Origin of the sequence: Burkholderia sp. Ac-20379 (assembly GCF_017104645.1) — a bacterium.
Taxonomy (GTDB): domain Bacteria; phylum Pseudomonadota; class Gammaproteobacteria; order Burkholderiales; family Burkholderiaceae; genus Burkholderia.
On the sequence record NZ_JAAGPF010000028.1, the window covers coordinates 1 to 14524 of the forward strand.

Below are 14524 nucleotides of genomic sequence, written 5' to 3' on the forward strand. Positions count from 1 at the left end.
GTCCGATGCCGCGCGCCAGCCCGCGCCGGCGCCGAACGCGGCCAGCTCGCTCGCCGGGCATCCGTCCCGCGTGGCCGTTTCATCCGCCTCGCCCGTCGCGCCCCGCGCGGCGGCGCGGCATTGAAGGAGGCCACGCCATGGAAACCTGGCTCACCGATGTTCAACACCTGATCGCGCACGGCGAAGCGGCCGTGCTGGTGACGGTCGCGCGCGCCGAAGGCTCGGTGCCGCGCGAAGCCGGCACCAAGATGCTCGTCACGCGCGACACGGCCCGCCATACGATCGGCGGCGGCCATCTCGAATGGAAGGCGATCGAGATCGCGCGGCAACTGCTCAAGGACGGCTCGCACCTGCCTCACGCGCGCCGCCTCGAACGGCTGCCGCTCGGCCCGAGCCTCGGCCAGTGCTGCGGCGGCGCCGTGACGCTGGCGTTCGAGCGGCTCGACATCGCCGATCTCGGCTGGATCACGTCGCTGGCCAAGCGCGTGGCGGCCGGCAGCGCCACGGTGCGCAGCATCGCGTTCGGCCCGACGCCGGACCCGGTGATGCTGAGCGAACCGGAAACGGACGTGACGCGCGCCGATTGCCTGCTCTGGACCACCGGCGACGTCTCGCTGATGACCGAGACCATCGCGCCGCACACGTTCGCCGTCGAGCTGTTCGGCGCGAGCCACGCCTCGGCCGCGCTGGTGCGCGTGCTCGCGACGCTGCCGTGCCGCGTGCGCTGGGTGGACGGGCGCGATGCGCCGTTTCCCGAGCCGCAGGCGCTGGCCGGCATCGGCAACCTGCGCGTCGAACCGCGCGACGCGCCCGAAAGCGCCGTGGCCGAGGCCGCGCCGCACAGCTATTTCGTGGTGATGACGCACGATCACGCGTTCGACTTCCAACTGGCCCAGCACATCCTGCACCGCGCCGATTACGCCTATTTCGGCATGATCGGCTCGCGCTCGAAGCGCATCCAGTTCGACCAGCGCCTCGCCGCCAGCGGCATCGATCCGGCGCAAACGGCGCGCATGCGCTGCCCGATCGGCGTGGAAGGGATCGTCGACAAGGCGCCCGAGACGATCGCGATCTCGGTGGCCGCGCAAATTCTGCAGGTCGTCGACCAGCACGCCACCCAGGCCGCCGGCGAACCGGCCGCCCCCCAATTCTGACCGACCAGGACACCGCCCCATGACTCCGAATTTTCAAGAGAAGATCGCGCTCGCACCGAAGGCCGAGCTGCACATCCACATCGAAGGCTCGCTGGAGCCGGAACTGATCTTCAAGCTCGCCGAACGCAACGGCGTGAAGCTCGCCTACGCATCGGTCGAGGCGCTGCGCGCCGCGTACGCGTTCACCGATCTGCAATCGTTCCTCGACATCTATTACGCCGGCGCGAGCGTGCTGTTGAAGGAGCAGGATTTCTACGACATGACGGCCGCCTACGTGGAGCGCGCGCTGGCCGACAACGTGATCCACACCGAAATCTTCTTCGACCCGCAGACGCACACCGAACGCGGCGTGCCGATCGAGACGGTGGTGGCCGGCATCGACCGCGCGTTGGCGGACGCCGAGCGGCGCGGCCTGTCGAGCAAGCTGATCCTCTGCTTCCTGCGCCATCTGTCGGAAGACGACGCGCTCGCCACCTTCGACGCCGCACTGCCGCTGTTCGAGAAGTACGCGCATCGCCTGATCGGCGTGGGCCTCGATTCGTCCGAGCGCGGCCATCCGCCCTCGAAGTTCGCGCGCGTGTTCGCCAAGGCCCACGCGATGGGCCTGAAGCTGGTGGCGCATGCCGGCGAGGAAGGCCCGCCGGAATACGTGATCGAGGCGCTCGACCTGCTCAAGGTGGATCGCGTCGACCACGGCGTGCGCAGCATCGAGGACGCCGCGCTGGTGGCGCGCCTGGCCGATGCGCGCATCGCGCTGACGGTGTGCCCGCTGTCGAACCTGAAGCTCAAGGTGTTCGACGACATGACCCAGCACACGCTGAAGGTGCTGCTCGACAGCGGCGTGGCCGTGACCATCAATTCCGACGATCCCGCCTATTTCGGCGGCTACGTCAACGAGAACTACTTCGCGACCGTCGCGGCGCTGTCGCTCGGCGACCAGGACGTCTACACCGTGATCCGCAACGGCTTCGAGGCGTCCTTCGTCACCGAGGACGAGCGCGCCGCGCTGATCGCAAAACTCGATTCGCACTGGCATCCGGCATGACACCCACGTCCTGCCGGGGCGGCCGGTGCAATTCGCGACACGCGCCCCAGGGCGCGCGCGCACCGTCGTCCCCATAACAGAGACTGAGGAGAGCTTTTCCGATGGACACGTACAACGGCAGCAAGGCCCCGGCGTCGAGCAGCGCGCTCGAGCGCTTCTTCGGCATCCGCGAATCCGGTTCGCGATTGCGCACGGAAATCGTCGCGGGCATCACGACGTTCCTGACGGCGATGTACATCATCGTCGTCAATCCGGGCATCCTGGCGCAGGCCGGCGTGCCGTTCGCGTCCGCGCTGACCGCCACCGTGATCGTCAGCTTCCTCGGCAGTTGCGCGATGGGCCTCTACGCGCGCAACCCGGTGCTGGTCGCGCCGGGCATGGGCATGAACGCGCTGTTCGCGTTCGTGATGGTGCACGGCGGCAAGATGCCGTGGCAGACGGCGCTCGGCTGCGTGTTCTGGGCCGGCGTGATCTTCGCCGTGCTGGCCGCGTTCAACGCGCGCAAGCTGGTGGTCGACGCGATCCCGCCGAACCTGCGCCACGCCGTGTCGTGCGGCATCGGGCTGTTCATCTGCCTGATCGGGCTGGTCAACGCGAAGTTCGTGGTGGGCGACCCGGTCACGGTCGTGCACGGCGCGTCGCTGAACCCGGTGGTGATCACGTTCCTGATCGGGCTGGCCGTCACCACGGTGCTGGTGGTGCGCCGCGTGACGGGCGCGCTGATGATCGGCATCGTCGTGACCACGCTGCTGGCGATTCCGATCGGCCGCGTGTGGGGCGACGGCACCGCCTACTGGCCCGCCGCGATCGCCACCAGGACGCTCGTCAACTGGAACGGCCTGATCGCCGCGCCCGATTTCTCCGGCATCGGCCAGCTCGACCTGATCGGCGCGCTGAAGCTGGCCTACTGGCCGTTCATCTTCGTGATGCTGTTCACGGCGTTCTTCGATGCGCTCTCGACGTTCATGGCGATTTCCGAAGCCGGCAACCTCGTCGACCGCGACGGCAACCCGCGCAACATCCGCCAGTCGATGATGGTCGACGCGTTCTCGGCGGTGGTGTCCGCGCCGCTCGGCACCAGCCCGGCCAACGCCTACATCGAATCGGCGGCCGGCATTTCGGCGGGCGGCCGCACCGGCCTGGTGGCGGTGGTGGCCGGGCTCTGCTTCCTGCCGTTCCTGGTGCTCTCGCCGCTGCTGTCGCTGGTGCCCGCGATCGCCACCGCGCCGGCGCTGATCCTGGTGGGCGTGTTCATGATGGAGTCGATCACGAAGATCGAATGGCACCGCTTCGACGAGGCGATTCCGGCGTTCATCGCGATGGTGCTGATCCCGCTCACCTATTCGATCACCGACGGCATCGCCTACGGCTTTCTCGCGTTCGTGGTGCTGAAGCTGTTCACCGGCCGCCGCCGCGAGATCAAGCCGGCGATGTGGATCGTCGCCGCGCTGTCGGGCGTGCTGCTCGCGCAGCTGTGAGCCCGCGCCTCATTTCTTCGATGCTGGAGTTCGCCTCATGACCCAAACCGCCTTTCGCGCCCGCCTGCTGACGTTTCGCGGCGATCCGGCGCATACCGGCGACGCCGCCGCGTTCGAGGACGACGGCCTCGTGATCGTCGAGGACGGCCGGGTGGCCGCGTCCGGCGCCTACGCGGCGCTGGCCGGCCGCCTCGCGCCCGACACGCAGGTGCTGACGCTGCGCGACAAGCTGATCGTGCCCGGCTTCATCGACACGCACATCCACTATCCGCAGACCGACATGATCGCCTCGCCGGCGCCAGGCCTGCTGCCGTGGCTCGACACCTACACGTTCCCGACCGAGCGCCGCTTCGAGGATCCGGCTCATGCGCGCGAGGTGGCGGGCTTCTTCGTCGAGCAGTTGCTGGCAAGCGGCACCACCACGGCGCTCGTCTACTGCACGGTGCACAAGCAATCGGCCGACGCGTTCTTCGAGGTCAGCGAGGCGCACAACCTGCGCATGATCGCCGGCAAGGTGCTGATGGACCGCAACTGCCCGGAATTCCTGCGCGACACCGCGCGTTCGGGCCACGACGACAGCACCGAGCTGATCGCGCGCTGGCATGGCCGCGGCCGGCAGATGTACGCGCTCACGCCGCGCTTCGCGCCAACCTCGACCGTCGAGCAGTTGGAGGCCTGCGCCGATCTCGCGCGCCGCCATCCCGACGTGTTCGTGCAGAGCCACGTGGCGGAGAACGTCGACGAGGTGAAATGGGCGGCCGAGCTGTTCCCCGGCCATCGCAGCTATCTCGACATCTACGACCGTCACGGGCTGCTGCGCCCGCGCGCCGTGTACGGCCATTGCATCCACCTCGACGACGAGGATCGGCGGCGCATCGCCGAAACCAACACGGTGATCGCGCACTGCCCGACCTCGAACTTCTTCCTCGGCAGCGGGCTGTTCGATTTCGATCGCGCGACGGCGCAGCGCGCGCCGCTGTCACTGGCCACCGACGTGGGCGGCGGCACCTCGTTCTCGATGCTGCAGACGATGAACGAGGCGCACAAGGTCGCACGGCTGTCGGGCTATCACTTGAGCGCGACGCGCATGTTCTGGCTGGCCACGGCCGGCGCGGCGCAGGCGCTCGCGCTCGATGCCGAGGTGGGCACGCTCGCGCCCGGCTCGGAAGCCGATTTCGTGGTGCTCGACCCGGCCGCCACGCCGCTGCTGGCGCGCCGCAGCGCGCGGGCCGAATCGCTGGAGGAGCTGCTGTTCGCGCTGGCGATGCTCGGCGACGACCGCGCCGTGCACAGCACCTATGCGGCCGGCCGCTGCGTGCACCGGCGTGACGCGCCGCAGCCGGCGCGCGAGGCGATGGCGGCAGCGGCGGCCTGAGCGGGCGCTCCCCCGATCCCGATACAAACACGGGCCTGGCGCATGCTGCTGCGCCAGGCCCGTTTTTTGTACCTGCAGGTTCGGTGTCGGGGCTGCGTTACTTCGCGCCGCTCGCCGCCGATGCAGGCGCGGCCGGCACCGCCCGCTCGTTCGAACCGGCCGGCGCCGCGGCCGGGCCGCCGCCGTTGCGGTCCACCGGCAGGCGCACCGTGCGCGTCGCGCCGTTGCCGAGCGGGAAATCGGCCAGCGCCGAGTGCGCCAGGAACGGCATGGCCGCCACCAGCGAGCCGTTGCCGCCCGAATTGCGGGCGCTGACGTTGTAGACCTCGCGGCCCGTCGCGCGCTCGGTCATGCGGATATTCAGCGTGCGCTCGAACACGCGATAGGTCTGGTTCACATAGCCGGCCGGTTGCGGCCCCCACGGGCCCCAGCCGCCCCACATGCCGCCGCGCCAGAACGGGCCGGGGCCGAACCACGGATCGTAGTAGACAGGCTGCGGCACCGCCACCAGATCGCCCTTGATGCCGTAGGTCAGCGCCACCAGATAGCGCGCGTCGCCGGCCGGCACGCGCCGGAACGACAGCGAGGACAATTCGCCGGCCACGATGTTCTCGTAGGTGGCCTGCTCGAGGCTGTTCTGCTCGCCCGTGGCGCGCGCGAACGCGTAGGTGCGCGTCGCATCGCTGCCGCTCCAGTCGGAAAATGCCGTGACCTGCGTGTTCACATAGCTCGCGCAGCCCGACAGCAGCACGACGCAGGCGCTCGCGAGCCAGAACGCGGCGCGGAACGTACGATTCGCTTTCATCTTGATCCTTGGGTTCGATTCGATGCCGCCCCGTCGGACGGCATCGCATCATACGCCGCGCGCCGCCCGCCGGATCATCAGCAGACCCGCCGGCGCGCCGAAAGTTCGAACCGCGCGGGCCACGCCAAGCCTTTGTACAATGGACAGCCCCGCCCCGCCGCCACGAGCGGCCGGTGGCGAATCCCGAACCCCTACTGCCCACGCTCGACATGTCCGATACCGCCGCCCATTCCGCCGTGATCCGCCGCGCCGACTACACGCCGCCCGCGTTCCTCATCGACAGCGTCGCCCTCGAATTCGACCTCGTGCCCGAGCGCACCCTGGTGCGCAACACCATGCGTGTGCGCCGCAATCCGGACGCCGCGCCCGCGCCGCACCTCGAACTGCTCGGCGAATCGCTCGAATTCGTCGCCGCGCGCGTGAACGGCCAGCCGGTCGACACGGTGCGCGCGCACGAGCACGGGCTGACCGTGGAGAACCTGCCCGACACGTTCGAGCTGACGATCGACAGCGCCTGCGCGCCGGCCGTCAACACCACGCTGTCGGGCCTCTACGTGTCGAGCGGCAACTTCTTCACGCAGTGCGAGGCGGAAGGCTTTCGCCGCATCACCTATTTCCTCGACCGCCCGGACGTGATGTCCACCTACACGGTCACGCTGCGCGCGAGCCGCGCCGATTACCCGGTGCTGCTGTCGAACGGCAACCTGGTGGAGTCGGGCGAGCTGCCCGACGGCCGCCACTTCGCGAAATGGGAAGACCCGTTCCGCAAGCCGAGCTACCTGTTCGCGCTGGTCGCGGGCAAGCTCGTGTCGATCGAGGAAACCATCACCACCGGCTCGGGCGCGAAGAAGCTGCTGCAGGTGTGGGTCGAGCCGCACGATCTCGACAAAACCCGTCACGCGATGGATTCGCTGATCCATTCGATCCACTGGGACGAAAAGCGCTTCGGCCTCGAGCTCGACCTGGACCGCTTCATGATCGTCGCGGTCGGCGATTTCAACATGGGCGCGATGGAGAACAAGGGGCTCAACATCTTCAACACGAAGTACGTGCTGGCGAACCCCGAAACCGCGACCGACACCGATTTCGCGAACATCGAGGCCGTGGTCGGCCATGAGTACTTCCACAACTGGACGGGCAACCGCGTGACCTGCCGCGACTGGTTCCAGTTGAGCCTCAAGGAAGGCCTGACGGTGTTCCGCGATCAGGAATTCTCGGCCGACATGTCGGCCGGCGACGCCGACGACGCCGGCGCGCGCGCGGTCAAGCGCATCGAGGACGTGCGCGTGCTGCGCCAGCTCCAGTTCGCCGAGGACGCCGGCCCGATGGCGCACCCGGTGCGCCCCGAAAGCTACGTCGAGATCAACAACTTCTACACGATGACCGTCTACGAGAAGGGTTCGGAAGTCGTGCGGATGTACCAGACGCTGTTCGGCCGCGACGGCTTTCGGCGCGGCATGGATCTCTACTTCGAGCGCCACGACGGCCAGGCCGTCACCTGCGACGATTTCCGCCACGCGATGGCCGACGCGAACGGCCGCGATCTCGCGCAGTTCGAGCGCTGGTACAGCCAGGCCGGCACGCCGCGCGTGTCGGTGAAGACCGCCTACGACGCCGCCGCCAAGCGCTACACCGTCACGCTGCGCCAGGGCTACGGCGAATCGGCCTCGGCCGCCGCGCGCGAAACCCAGCAAGGCCCGCTGCTGATCCCGTTCGCGATCGGCCTGATCGGCGCCGACGGCCAGGATCTGCCGCTGCGCCTCGACGGCGAAGCCGCCGCCGCCGGCACCACGCGCGTGATCGAGCTGACTGAAACCGAGGCGTCCTACACGTTCGTCGACGTGGCGGCCGAGCCGCTGCCGTCGCTGCTGCGCAATTTCTCGGCCCCGGTGGTCGTCGAGTACGACTACCGCGAGGACGAACTGGCGTTCCTGCTCGCCCACGACAGCGATCCGTTCAACCGCTGGGAAGCCGGCCAGCGCCTCGCCACGCGCGCCCTGCTGACGCTGGCCGACCGCGCGGCCGCCGGCGGCGAGCTGACGCTCGACGCCACGTTCACCGATGCGTTCCGCCGCGTGCTGACCGACGACACGCTGTCGCCGGCGTTCCGCGAGCTGGCGCTGACGCTGCCGTCCGAAGCCTATCTGGCCGATCAGATGCGCGAGGCGAATCCGGCCGCCGTGCATCGCGCGCGCCAGTTCGTGCGCGGCCAGTTGGCCGAGGCGCTGCATGCCGATTGGCTCGCGATTTACGAACGCCATTGCACGCCCGGCGAATACGCGCCGACGCCCGAAGACGGCGGCCACCGCGCGCTGAAGAACCTGGCGCTCGCCTATCTGGCCGAACGCGAGCAGCCGGCCGACGCCGTGCGCCTCGCCACCGCGCAATACGAAGCCGCCGACAACATGACGGATCGCGCGGCCGCGCTCGGCGCGCTGCTGTCGGCCTCGGCGGCCCATGCCGCCGCCGAAGCGCCGGCCCAGCAGGCGCTGGCCGATTTCTACCAGCGCTTCGAGAAGGAGGCGCTGGTGATCGACAAGTGGTTCTCGATGCAGGCCACGCGGCGCGGCACGGCCGAGCATCCGACCCTGGCCACGGTGCGCGAGCTGCTCGACCACCCTGCGTTCAATCTGAAGAACCCGAACCGCGCGCGCTCGCTGATCTTCGGCTTCTGCGCGGCGAACCCGGCGCAGTTCCACGCCGCCGATGGCTCCGGCTACGCGTTCTGGGCCGACCAGGTGCTCGCGCTCGACGCGATCAACCCGCAGGTCGCGGCGCGTCTGGCGCGCTCGCTCGAAAGCTGGCGGCGTTACACGCCGGCGCTGCGCGAGCGCATGCGCGAGGCGCTCGAACGCGTCGCGGCCGGCGCGAAGTCGCGCGACGTGCGCGAGATCGTCGAAAAGGCGCTCGCCTGAACCGCCGCCCGCAGGACCTGACGGCAGGATCGGCACCGCCGGTGCCGTCCGCATGACGAAACGGCCGGCCCGCTCGCGCGGCGCCGGCCGTTTTTTATTGGGGCCTCACCGTATTGGCTCGCGCGCCATGCTGCTTCGCCACAAAAAGGCGGCAGGCCGGGTCGAGCCGGGTAAAATTGCGGCCTACCAAGATTTCCCCGCCTCTCGGAGTTCAGCCATGTCCATTTCCCGACGTACCACGCTGTCGAAATTCCTGATCGAGCAGCAACGCGAGAATCACAATCTCCCGGCCGACCTGCGCCTGCTGATCGAAGTCGTGGCGCGCGCCTGCAAGGCGATCAGCTACAACGTCTCGAAGGGCGCGCTCGGCGAGGCGCTCGGCACCGCCGGCAGCGAAAACGTGCAGGGCGAAGTGCAGAAGAAGCTCGACATCCTGTCGAACGAAATCCTGCTCGACGCCAACGAATGGGGCGGCAACCTCGCCGCGATGGCCTCGGAAGAAATGGAAACGTTCTTCCCGATCCCCGACAACTACCCGCGCGGCGAATACCTGCTGGTGTTCGATCCGCTCGACGGCTCGTCGAACATCGACGTGAACGTGTCGATCGGCACGATCTTCTCGGTGCTGCGCTGCCCGGACGGCAAGGAAGCCACCGAGGAATCGTTCCTGCAGCCCGGCACGCAGCAGGTCGCGGCCGGCTATGCGGTGTACGGCCCGCAAACCGTGCTGGTGCTGACCACCGGCCACGGCGTGAACTGCTTCACGCTCGACCGCGAAGTGGGTTCGTGGGTGCTGACGCAAAGCAACATGCAGATTCCGGCCGACACGCGCGAATACGCGATCAACGCCTCGAACGCGCGCCACTGGTACGAGCCGGTGCAGCGCTACGTCAACGAGCTGAATGCCGGCGCCGACGGCGAGCGCGGCGCGAACTTCAACATGCGCTGGATCGCCTCGATGGTCGCCGACGTGCACCGCATCCTGAATCGCGGCGGCATCTTCATGTACCCGGCCGACGCGCGCACGCCCGATCGCCCGGGCAAGCTGCGCCTGATGTACGAAGCGAATCCGATGTCGTTCATCGTCGAGCAGGCGGGCGGCGCGGCCACCACGGGCACCGAGCGCATCCTCGACGTGCAGCCGACCGGCCTGCACCAGCGCGTGCCGGTGATCCTCGGCTCGAAGAACGAAGTCGAGCGCGTGGCGCGCTACCACCAGGAAGCGGCCGCCAAGTAAAGCAGCGGCGGCGCGCGCGAGGTATTGCAGCGCCGCAAAAAAGTGCGCCGGGAGGGGCCAAGCCCCTTCCCTCGCGCACGGCTTTCAGCGTAGAATTCGCCGCGTTGAAAGGCGCAGGGTCAGATGATCGGCAACGGTTGTCGAAGCGCGAGGCGGTACGGGCGTGAAGTTGGGCGATGCGTGGCGATCGATCGCGAGTCTGGATCCCTTCCGGATCAAGCACTTAGTCGAAGCAACGCAGAAATTTGAAAATTTCTTCGCCAAACCTCTTGCCAGCCTCGCAGAAATCACCCTATAATTTCATCTCTTTGTTGCCGGTGTAGCTCAGTTGGTAGAGCAGCGCATTCGTAATGCGAAGGTCGTAGGTTCGACTCCTATCTCCGGCACCATCCGAATCAAGCAGAAAGCCCGATCCTCGTGATCGGGCTTTTTGTTTTTCCGCCGCCGTTCACCCCGCCCTCCCGTTCCCCGCGCTTGCCTCGAAAGCCCGCCGAAAGGCCCTGGACAAGGGTTTCTCCTCGAAAAAATCTTTGGTTACGCCTTTGCCGGCTGCCTAACATTACTTAACGCTCCTGACCCGGCTATTGCAGTAAATTGCGTGGGCAACGGGCCGGGAGCCGGCGGTGCAGCGCACCGTCAGGCAGTGCGATGCCCGCGGCCGGTTCGTTCGTTTCTCGACATACCAACAGCAACCTGGAGAACCACCATGGCTCATGGCTTGATTATGTGGCTCATCATCGGCGCGATTGCCGGCTGGCTTGCCGGCCTGCTCGTGAAGGGCGGCGGGTTCGGGCTGATCGTCGACATCATCGTCGGCATCGTCGGCGCGATCATCGGCGGCTGGCTCGCCGCGAAGCTCGGCATCGCGGTCGGCAGCGGCTTCTTCGCCTCGATCATCGTGGCCGTGATCGGCGCGGTCATCCTGCTGTTCATCATCCGGCTGTTCAGGCGCGCGTAGCACCGGCAGCACCGCCCGGCGGCTCGCGCGTCAGCGCGCCGCCGGGCGCCTCTCATCGGCGCCTCGCCGCCGCCTCACCCCCGCTTCACCCTCACCTCACCGCGCTCTCGCATCGCCGGATGCATCGCGCCGCATCCTCGAGCCGCCTGCGCTCCGCACCCTTCCCCGTTTTTTCGGCGTCGAGCCGTCCGACGAATCCGTGCAAACCCTCACGAGATAGGTGCGCGCGCATCCATTTTGCCCGCGTGCCGCACGCCGACATCGCAGCAGCTGTGCGGTTTAAGCAACAACGACAAATTGAAACGATTCCCTGCTGGAAATCTTCGAGTTAGGAGATCGATAATCGATACACCGCAAGGAGATTGATCATGGATGAGAAACCACTTCGCATGCCACCTCCCGAGAAAGTGATGAGCCCGGACCCGGAACCGGTGGCCGTCGAGTTTCTCGCCGAACTGCCCGACCATGTGCGCGCCTTCTTCGACGAGCAGCACAAGCTCGGCACGCCTAAGTGATGTCGGCTTGCGCGTCCTGAACCGCCGCCCGATCGCGGCCCGTTTCTTGCGCCCGCACGCCTGCTCGCTTCGGCACGTTTCGCGCCGCCCCGGCCTCGTCGGCCGCTCGGGCGCGCGCGTTTTGGCGCACTGAACTTCGCCTGGGCGCGTCCGCGCACCACGCAATCGTTTATCCTCGTCGTTTTCCGCTTGGCCCGGCTGCCTGCCGGCGCACATCCAATCCCATGACTTTCCCGCTTCGCTTTGCCGGCGCCTGCGCATCGCTGGCCGCCCTGCTCGTCGCGCTGCCAGCCAGCGCCGACGGCGACGATACGCCGTTGACCAACCTCGTCGCGCTCGCCTCACAACGGATCGCGCTGGCCGAGCCGGTCGCGCAATGGAAGTGGGCCAATCACAAGCCGATCGAGGACAAGCCGCGCGAAGCGCAATTGCTGGCCGACGTCGAGCGCCGTGCGGTGGCGAGCGGGATCGACCGCGACTACGCGCATGCGTTCTTCGCCGATCAGATCGAGGCGAGCAAGATCATGCAGAACGCACTGTTCGAGAGCTGGCGCGCGGGCCAGCCGCCGCAAGGCACGCCGCCCGATCTCGCAACGACCACGCGCCCGCAGTTCGACAAGCTGACGCAATCGCTGATCGCCGCACTCGCCCGCGTTGCACCGCTGCGCGACGCGCCCGATTGCCAGTCGCGCGTCGCGGGCAGCATCGCCAACTGGAAATCGCTGACGCGTTACGACTCGCGGCAGACACCGGCGCTCAACGCGGCGCTCTCGCACGTCTGCACGGGCGGCGGGGCGAGTTCGATGGGGTGAGGGGTTTCGAGCGCGCAGGCCGCTCGGAGCAAAACCGATTCGACCCGATTCGATTCGGCGCCGGACGCGGTTCGGCGCGGCGTTATTCGGCGGCCGAGGCCTCGGCGGTTGCAGCCGTGGCGGCTGCCGGCGCCAGCGGCACCGTTTCCAGGCCGCGCGCGAGATGCGTTTGAAGGATGCGGCAGATCCCGGCATGAAACGCGCCCGCGCCGGGCGCCAGCGCCACGGCCAGCTCGCTCGCCTGCGCGATGCTGGCGGCCGCCCCGAGGTAGCGCCAGTTGTCGGCCACGAGGTACGACGCCACGCCGCCCTCCGTCTCCACGATCGCCACCGGCCCGTCGAACGGCCAGGGCGTGCTGCTGCCAGTCGCGCTGCGCCGCGCATCGCTCGCCTTCCGGTTGAGCGGCGGCTTCAGTTCGGCGATCCAGGCCGCCTCGGCCAGCATCGCCCCCAGTTCGCCGCGCGTCTCGCGCCACGCAATGCGCCGCACCTGTTCGGCCAGCTTGCGCTCCTTCGCCGAACGCCGCTCGCCCGTCAGCAACGCACGCAGCCGATTGCGCACCCGCACGCTGCGCCCGATGAACAGCGGCGCGTCGTCCTCGCCGAACAGCGCATACGCCCCGCAACCGGCCGGCGCGCGCTCCAGGTCGTCCTCGGTCAGATTGCCGCCCAGGCGATAACGGCGCGTGGCCTGATCGATCTGCTCGGCCAGCCGGCCGGCCGGCACCAGCGCCGGCAGCCGCTGCCAGAACTGCCAGACGAGATCGGCATCGGCGAGCGCGCGGTGCCGCGCGTTCGGCACCAGCGCATGGCGCTCGATCAACGCGTCGAGCCCGTGCCGCGCCTCGCGCGGAAACAGCGCGCGCGACAGGCGCACCGTGCACAGCATGTCGGGATTGAACGCGAGCCCGGCCCGCTCGAACTCGGCGCGCAGGAAGCCGCGGTCGAAACTCGCGTTGTGGGCGATGAACAGCTTGCCGTCGAGCCGCGCATACAGTTCGGCCGCGATCGATGCGAAGGTCGGCGCGCCCCGCACCATCTCGTCGGTGATGCCGGTCAGTTGCTGGATGAACGCCGGAATCGGCTGGCGCGGATCGATCAGCGACGTCCACGTGGACACGCCATCGGGCCCCACTTCGACGACACCGACCTCGGTGATGCGATGGTCGGCTGCGGAGCCGCCGGTGGTTTCGAGGTCGACGAAGACGAGCGGCGCGTCGATGACGGGAAGAGACGAGGACAGATCGGACATGTCTGCGGAAAGCGATACCGGTTGATGACGCGCGACATCGCGCACGGTAGCGATTCTACCCGCCAAAAACAAAGCCCCCGCTAATGCGGGGGCTTGGAATCACGGGTTAACCCGGATTAAGCAGCCTGAATATTGGCAGCCTGCTTGCCTTTCGGGCCCGTCTTCACTTCGAACGAAACGCGTTGGTTTTCCTTCAGCGTCTTGAAGCCATCCATACGGATTTCCGAAAAGTGCGCGAACAGATCCTCGCCACCGTTGTCCGACGTGATAAAGCCAAAGCCCTTAGCATCGTTAAACCATTTCACGATACCGGTATCCATATTCTTCATTCCCCAAACAATTGAATAAAACGAGCAACCCTTGAGTGTGCCGTCACCGAAAGCCCCGGCCCCGCCAAACCTTGTGGACGATGAGCAGTAAGCACCGCAGACTTCGTGGTGCTTTTATAAATGCGACGCTCAAGGCTCGTCAAGAAAATTCTTCACATCTTCTTATTCGATTTGATGCGGATCCCTATGAGAGCGGCTCACGGCCAGAAAAATGCGGCAATTAGCCTTGTCTGACCTGTCATTATTACTAGGGTGGTGATTTTTAATTAACAAAATAGCAAAAAATACCGGACAAGTAAAAAATAGCGGTAGCTCGGTATTTTTCCGGGTTGTCGCGGGCATTTTGATTTGCGAAGCTCGAAGCGCTTACAGTTGGACAGGGGGCGAAAATGTTTGACGCAATGAAACGCTTCGCGCACCGGATCGGCATGCTGCGCCGCCACAAATCGATTGCACCGGCAGCACCGTCGACTTCCGCATTCGACGCCGAGTTCGAAACGACCTGGCACGGCGATCACTGGCAGAACCTGCTTGCTTCGCCGCTCGATGCCCGTCACTACGTGATGGAGGATTGGGCGCAACCGGCCATGATGCCGTTCGGCGAGCCAGCCGATACGCCAGCGCGCCGCCGCTAGACGGCACGGCCGGG

Annotated in this window: 13 protein-coding genes and 1 tRNA gene; 11 read left to right on the forward strand and 3 right to left on the reverse strand. The window is 67.3% G+C overall.

Annotated features, from left to right (window positions below; translation table 11 throughout):
- The first annotated feature begins 137 nt into the window (after positions 1 to 137).
- The 4 genes from xdhC to guaD all read left to right on the forward strand — a co-directional run bounded on the left by xdhC (position 138) and on the right by guaD (position 5052).
- Positions 138 to 1154 (forward strand): xanthine dehydrogenase accessory protein XdhC, encoded by a 1017-nt coding sequence (gene xdhC / locus G3N92_RS06015; RefSeq protein ID WP_206126547.1) that lies wholly within the window; start codon positions 138 to 140, stop codon positions 1152 to 1154.
- Between the two features lie 19 nt (positions 1155 to 1173).
- Positions 1174 to 2199, forward strand: coding sequence for an adenosine deaminase (locus G3N92_RS06020; RefSeq protein ID WP_206126548.1), 1026 nt, complete (start codon positions 1174 to 1176; stop codon positions 2197 to 2199).
- A 101-nt stretch (positions 2200 to 2300) separates the two neighbouring features.
- Positions 2301 to 3677: an NCS2 family permease gene (locus tag G3N92_RS06025; RefSeq protein WP_206126549.1), complete on the forward strand. Its 1377-nt coding sequence runs from the start codon at positions 2301 to 2303 to the stop codon at positions 3675 to 3677.
- A gap of 37 nt (positions 3678 to 3714) precedes the next feature.
- On the forward strand, positions 3715 to 5052 hold the full coding sequence (gene guaD, locus G3N92_RS06030; protein WP_206126550.1) for a guanine deaminase: 1338 nt from the start codon (positions 3715 to 3717) through the stop codon (positions 5050 to 5052).
- Positions 5053 to 5149: 97 nt separating this feature from the next.
- Here guaD and G3N92_RS06035 read toward each other — a convergent pair whose 3' ends face one another.
- Positions 5150 to 5857 carry a DUF4136 domain-containing protein gene (locus G3N92_RS06035; RefSeq protein ID WP_206126551.1) on the reverse strand — a complete coding sequence of 236 codons (708 nt, stop codon included), beginning with the start codon at positions 5855 to 5857 and terminating at the stop codon, positions 5150 to 5152.
- A gap of 209 nt (positions 5858 to 6066) precedes the next feature.
- On the opposite strand from G3N92_RS06035, the gene pepN reads away from it, so the two are divergent.
- The 6 genes from pepN to G3N92_RS06065 all read left to right on the forward strand — a co-directional run bounded on the left by pepN (position 6067) and on the right by G3N92_RS06065 (position 12294).
- Positions 6067 to 8772 carry an aminopeptidase N gene (pepN, locus tag G3N92_RS06040; RefSeq protein WP_206126582.1) on the forward strand — a complete coding sequence of 902 codons (2706 nt, stop codon included), beginning with the start codon at positions 6067 to 6069 and terminating at the stop codon, positions 8770 to 8772.
- Between the two features lie 217 nt (positions 8773 to 8989).
- A complete protein-coding gene (locus G3N92_RS06045; protein WP_206126552.1) occupies positions 8990 to 10009 on the forward strand; it encodes a class 1 fructose-bisphosphatase in 1020 nt (339 codons plus the stop codon).
- 313 nt (positions 10010 to 10322) lie between these two features.
- A tRNA-Thr gene (locus G3N92_RS06050) sits at positions 10323 to 10398 on the forward strand.
- Positions 10399 to 10715: 317 nt separating this feature from the next.
- On the forward strand, positions 10716 to 10967 hold the full coding sequence (locus G3N92_RS06055) for a GlsB/YeaQ/YmgE family stress response membrane protein (RefSeq protein WP_206126553.1): 252 nt from the start codon (positions 10716 to 10718) through the stop codon (positions 10965 to 10967).
- A gap of 368 nt (positions 10968 to 11335) precedes the next feature.
- A complete protein-coding gene (locus G3N92_RS06060; protein WP_206126554.1) occupies positions 11336 to 11482 on the forward strand; it encodes a hypothetical protein in 147 nt (48 codons plus the stop codon).
- Positions 11483 to 11706: 224 nt separating this feature from the next.
- Complete coding sequence (locus tag G3N92_RS06065; RefSeq protein ID WP_206126555.1) at positions 11707 to 12294, forward strand: chorismate mutase; 588 nt, start codon at positions 11707 to 11709, stop codon at positions 12292 to 12294.
- Between the two features lie 82 nt (positions 12295 to 12376).
- Here G3N92_RS06065 and G3N92_RS06070 read toward each other — a convergent pair whose 3' ends face one another.
- Both G3N92_RS06070 and G3N92_RS06075 read right to left on the reverse strand, forming a co-directional pair.
- Complete coding sequence (locus tag G3N92_RS06070) at positions 12377 to 13546, reverse strand: exonuclease domain-containing protein (RefSeq protein ID WP_206126556.1); 1170 nt, start codon at positions 13544 to 13546, stop codon at positions 12377 to 12379.
- A 116-nt stretch (positions 13547 to 13662) separates the two neighbouring features.
- Positions 13663 to 13866 carry a cold-shock protein gene (locus G3N92_RS06075; RefSeq protein ID WP_206126557.1) on the reverse strand — a complete coding sequence of 68 codons (204 nt, stop codon included), beginning with the start codon at positions 13864 to 13866 and terminating at the stop codon, positions 13663 to 13665.
- Between the two features lie 398 nt (positions 13867 to 14264).
- Here G3N92_RS06075 and G3N92_RS06080 point away from each other — a divergent pair, with 398 nt between their 5' ends.
- A complete protein-coding gene (locus tag G3N92_RS06080) occupies positions 14265 to 14510 on the forward strand; it encodes a hypothetical protein (RefSeq protein WP_206126558.1) in 246 nt (81 codons plus the stop codon).
- The last annotated feature ends 14 nt before the right edge of the window (positions 14511 to 14524 follow it).

Bases quoted from the DNA above. Each gene is read 5' to 3' on its own strand.
- G3N92_RS06020 (WP_206126548.1), top strand. From the start codon at position 1,174: ATGACTCCGAATTTTCAAGAGAAGATCGCGCTCGCACCGAAGGCCGAG.
- xdhC (WP_206126547.1), top strand. From the start codon at position 138: ATGGAAACCTGGCTCACCGATGTTCAACACCTGATCGCGCACGGCGAA.
- G3N92_RS06055 (WP_206126553.1), top strand. From the start codon at position 10,716: ATGGCTCATGGCTTGATTATGTGGCTCATCATCGGCGCGATTGCCGGC.
- G3N92_RS06025 (WP_206126549.1), top strand. From the start codon at position 2,301: ATGGACACGTACAACGGCAGCAAGGCCCCGGCGTCGAGCAGCGCGCTC.
- guaD (WP_206126550.1), top strand. From the start codon at position 3,715: ATGACCCAAACCGCCTTTCGCGCCCGCCTGCTGACGTTTCGCGGCGAT.
- G3N92_RS06070 (WP_206126556.1), bottom strand. From the start codon at position 13,546: ATGTCCGATCTGTCCTCGTCTCTTCCCGTCATCGACGCGCCGCTCGTC.
- G3N92_RS06065 (WP_206126555.1), top strand. From the start codon at position 11,707: ATGACTTTCCCGCTTCGCTTTGCCGGCGCCTGCGCATCGCTGGCCGCC.
- G3N92_RS06075 (WP_206126557.1), bottom strand. From the start codon at position 13,866: ATGGATACCGGTATCGTGAAATGGTTTAACGATGCTAAGGGCTTTGGC.
- G3N92_RS06080 (WP_206126558.1), top strand. From the start codon at position 14,265: ATGTTTGACGCAATGAAACGCTTCGCGCACCGGATCGGCATGCTGCGC.
- G3N92_RS06045 (WP_206126552.1), top strand. From the start codon at position 8,990: ATGTCCATTTCCCGACGTACCACGCTGTCGAAATTCCTGATCGAGCAG.
- G3N92_RS06035 (WP_206126551.1), bottom strand. From the start codon at position 5,857: ATGAAAGCGAATCGTACGTTCCGCGCCGCGTTCTGGCTCGCGAGCGCC.
- G3N92_RS06060 (WP_206126554.1), top strand. From the start codon at position 11,336: ATGGATGAGAAACCACTTCGCATGCCACCTCCCGAGAAAGTGATGAGC.
- pepN (WP_206126582.1), top strand. From the start codon at position 6,067: ATGTCCGATACCGCCGCCCATTCCGCCGTGATCCGCCGCGCCGACTAC.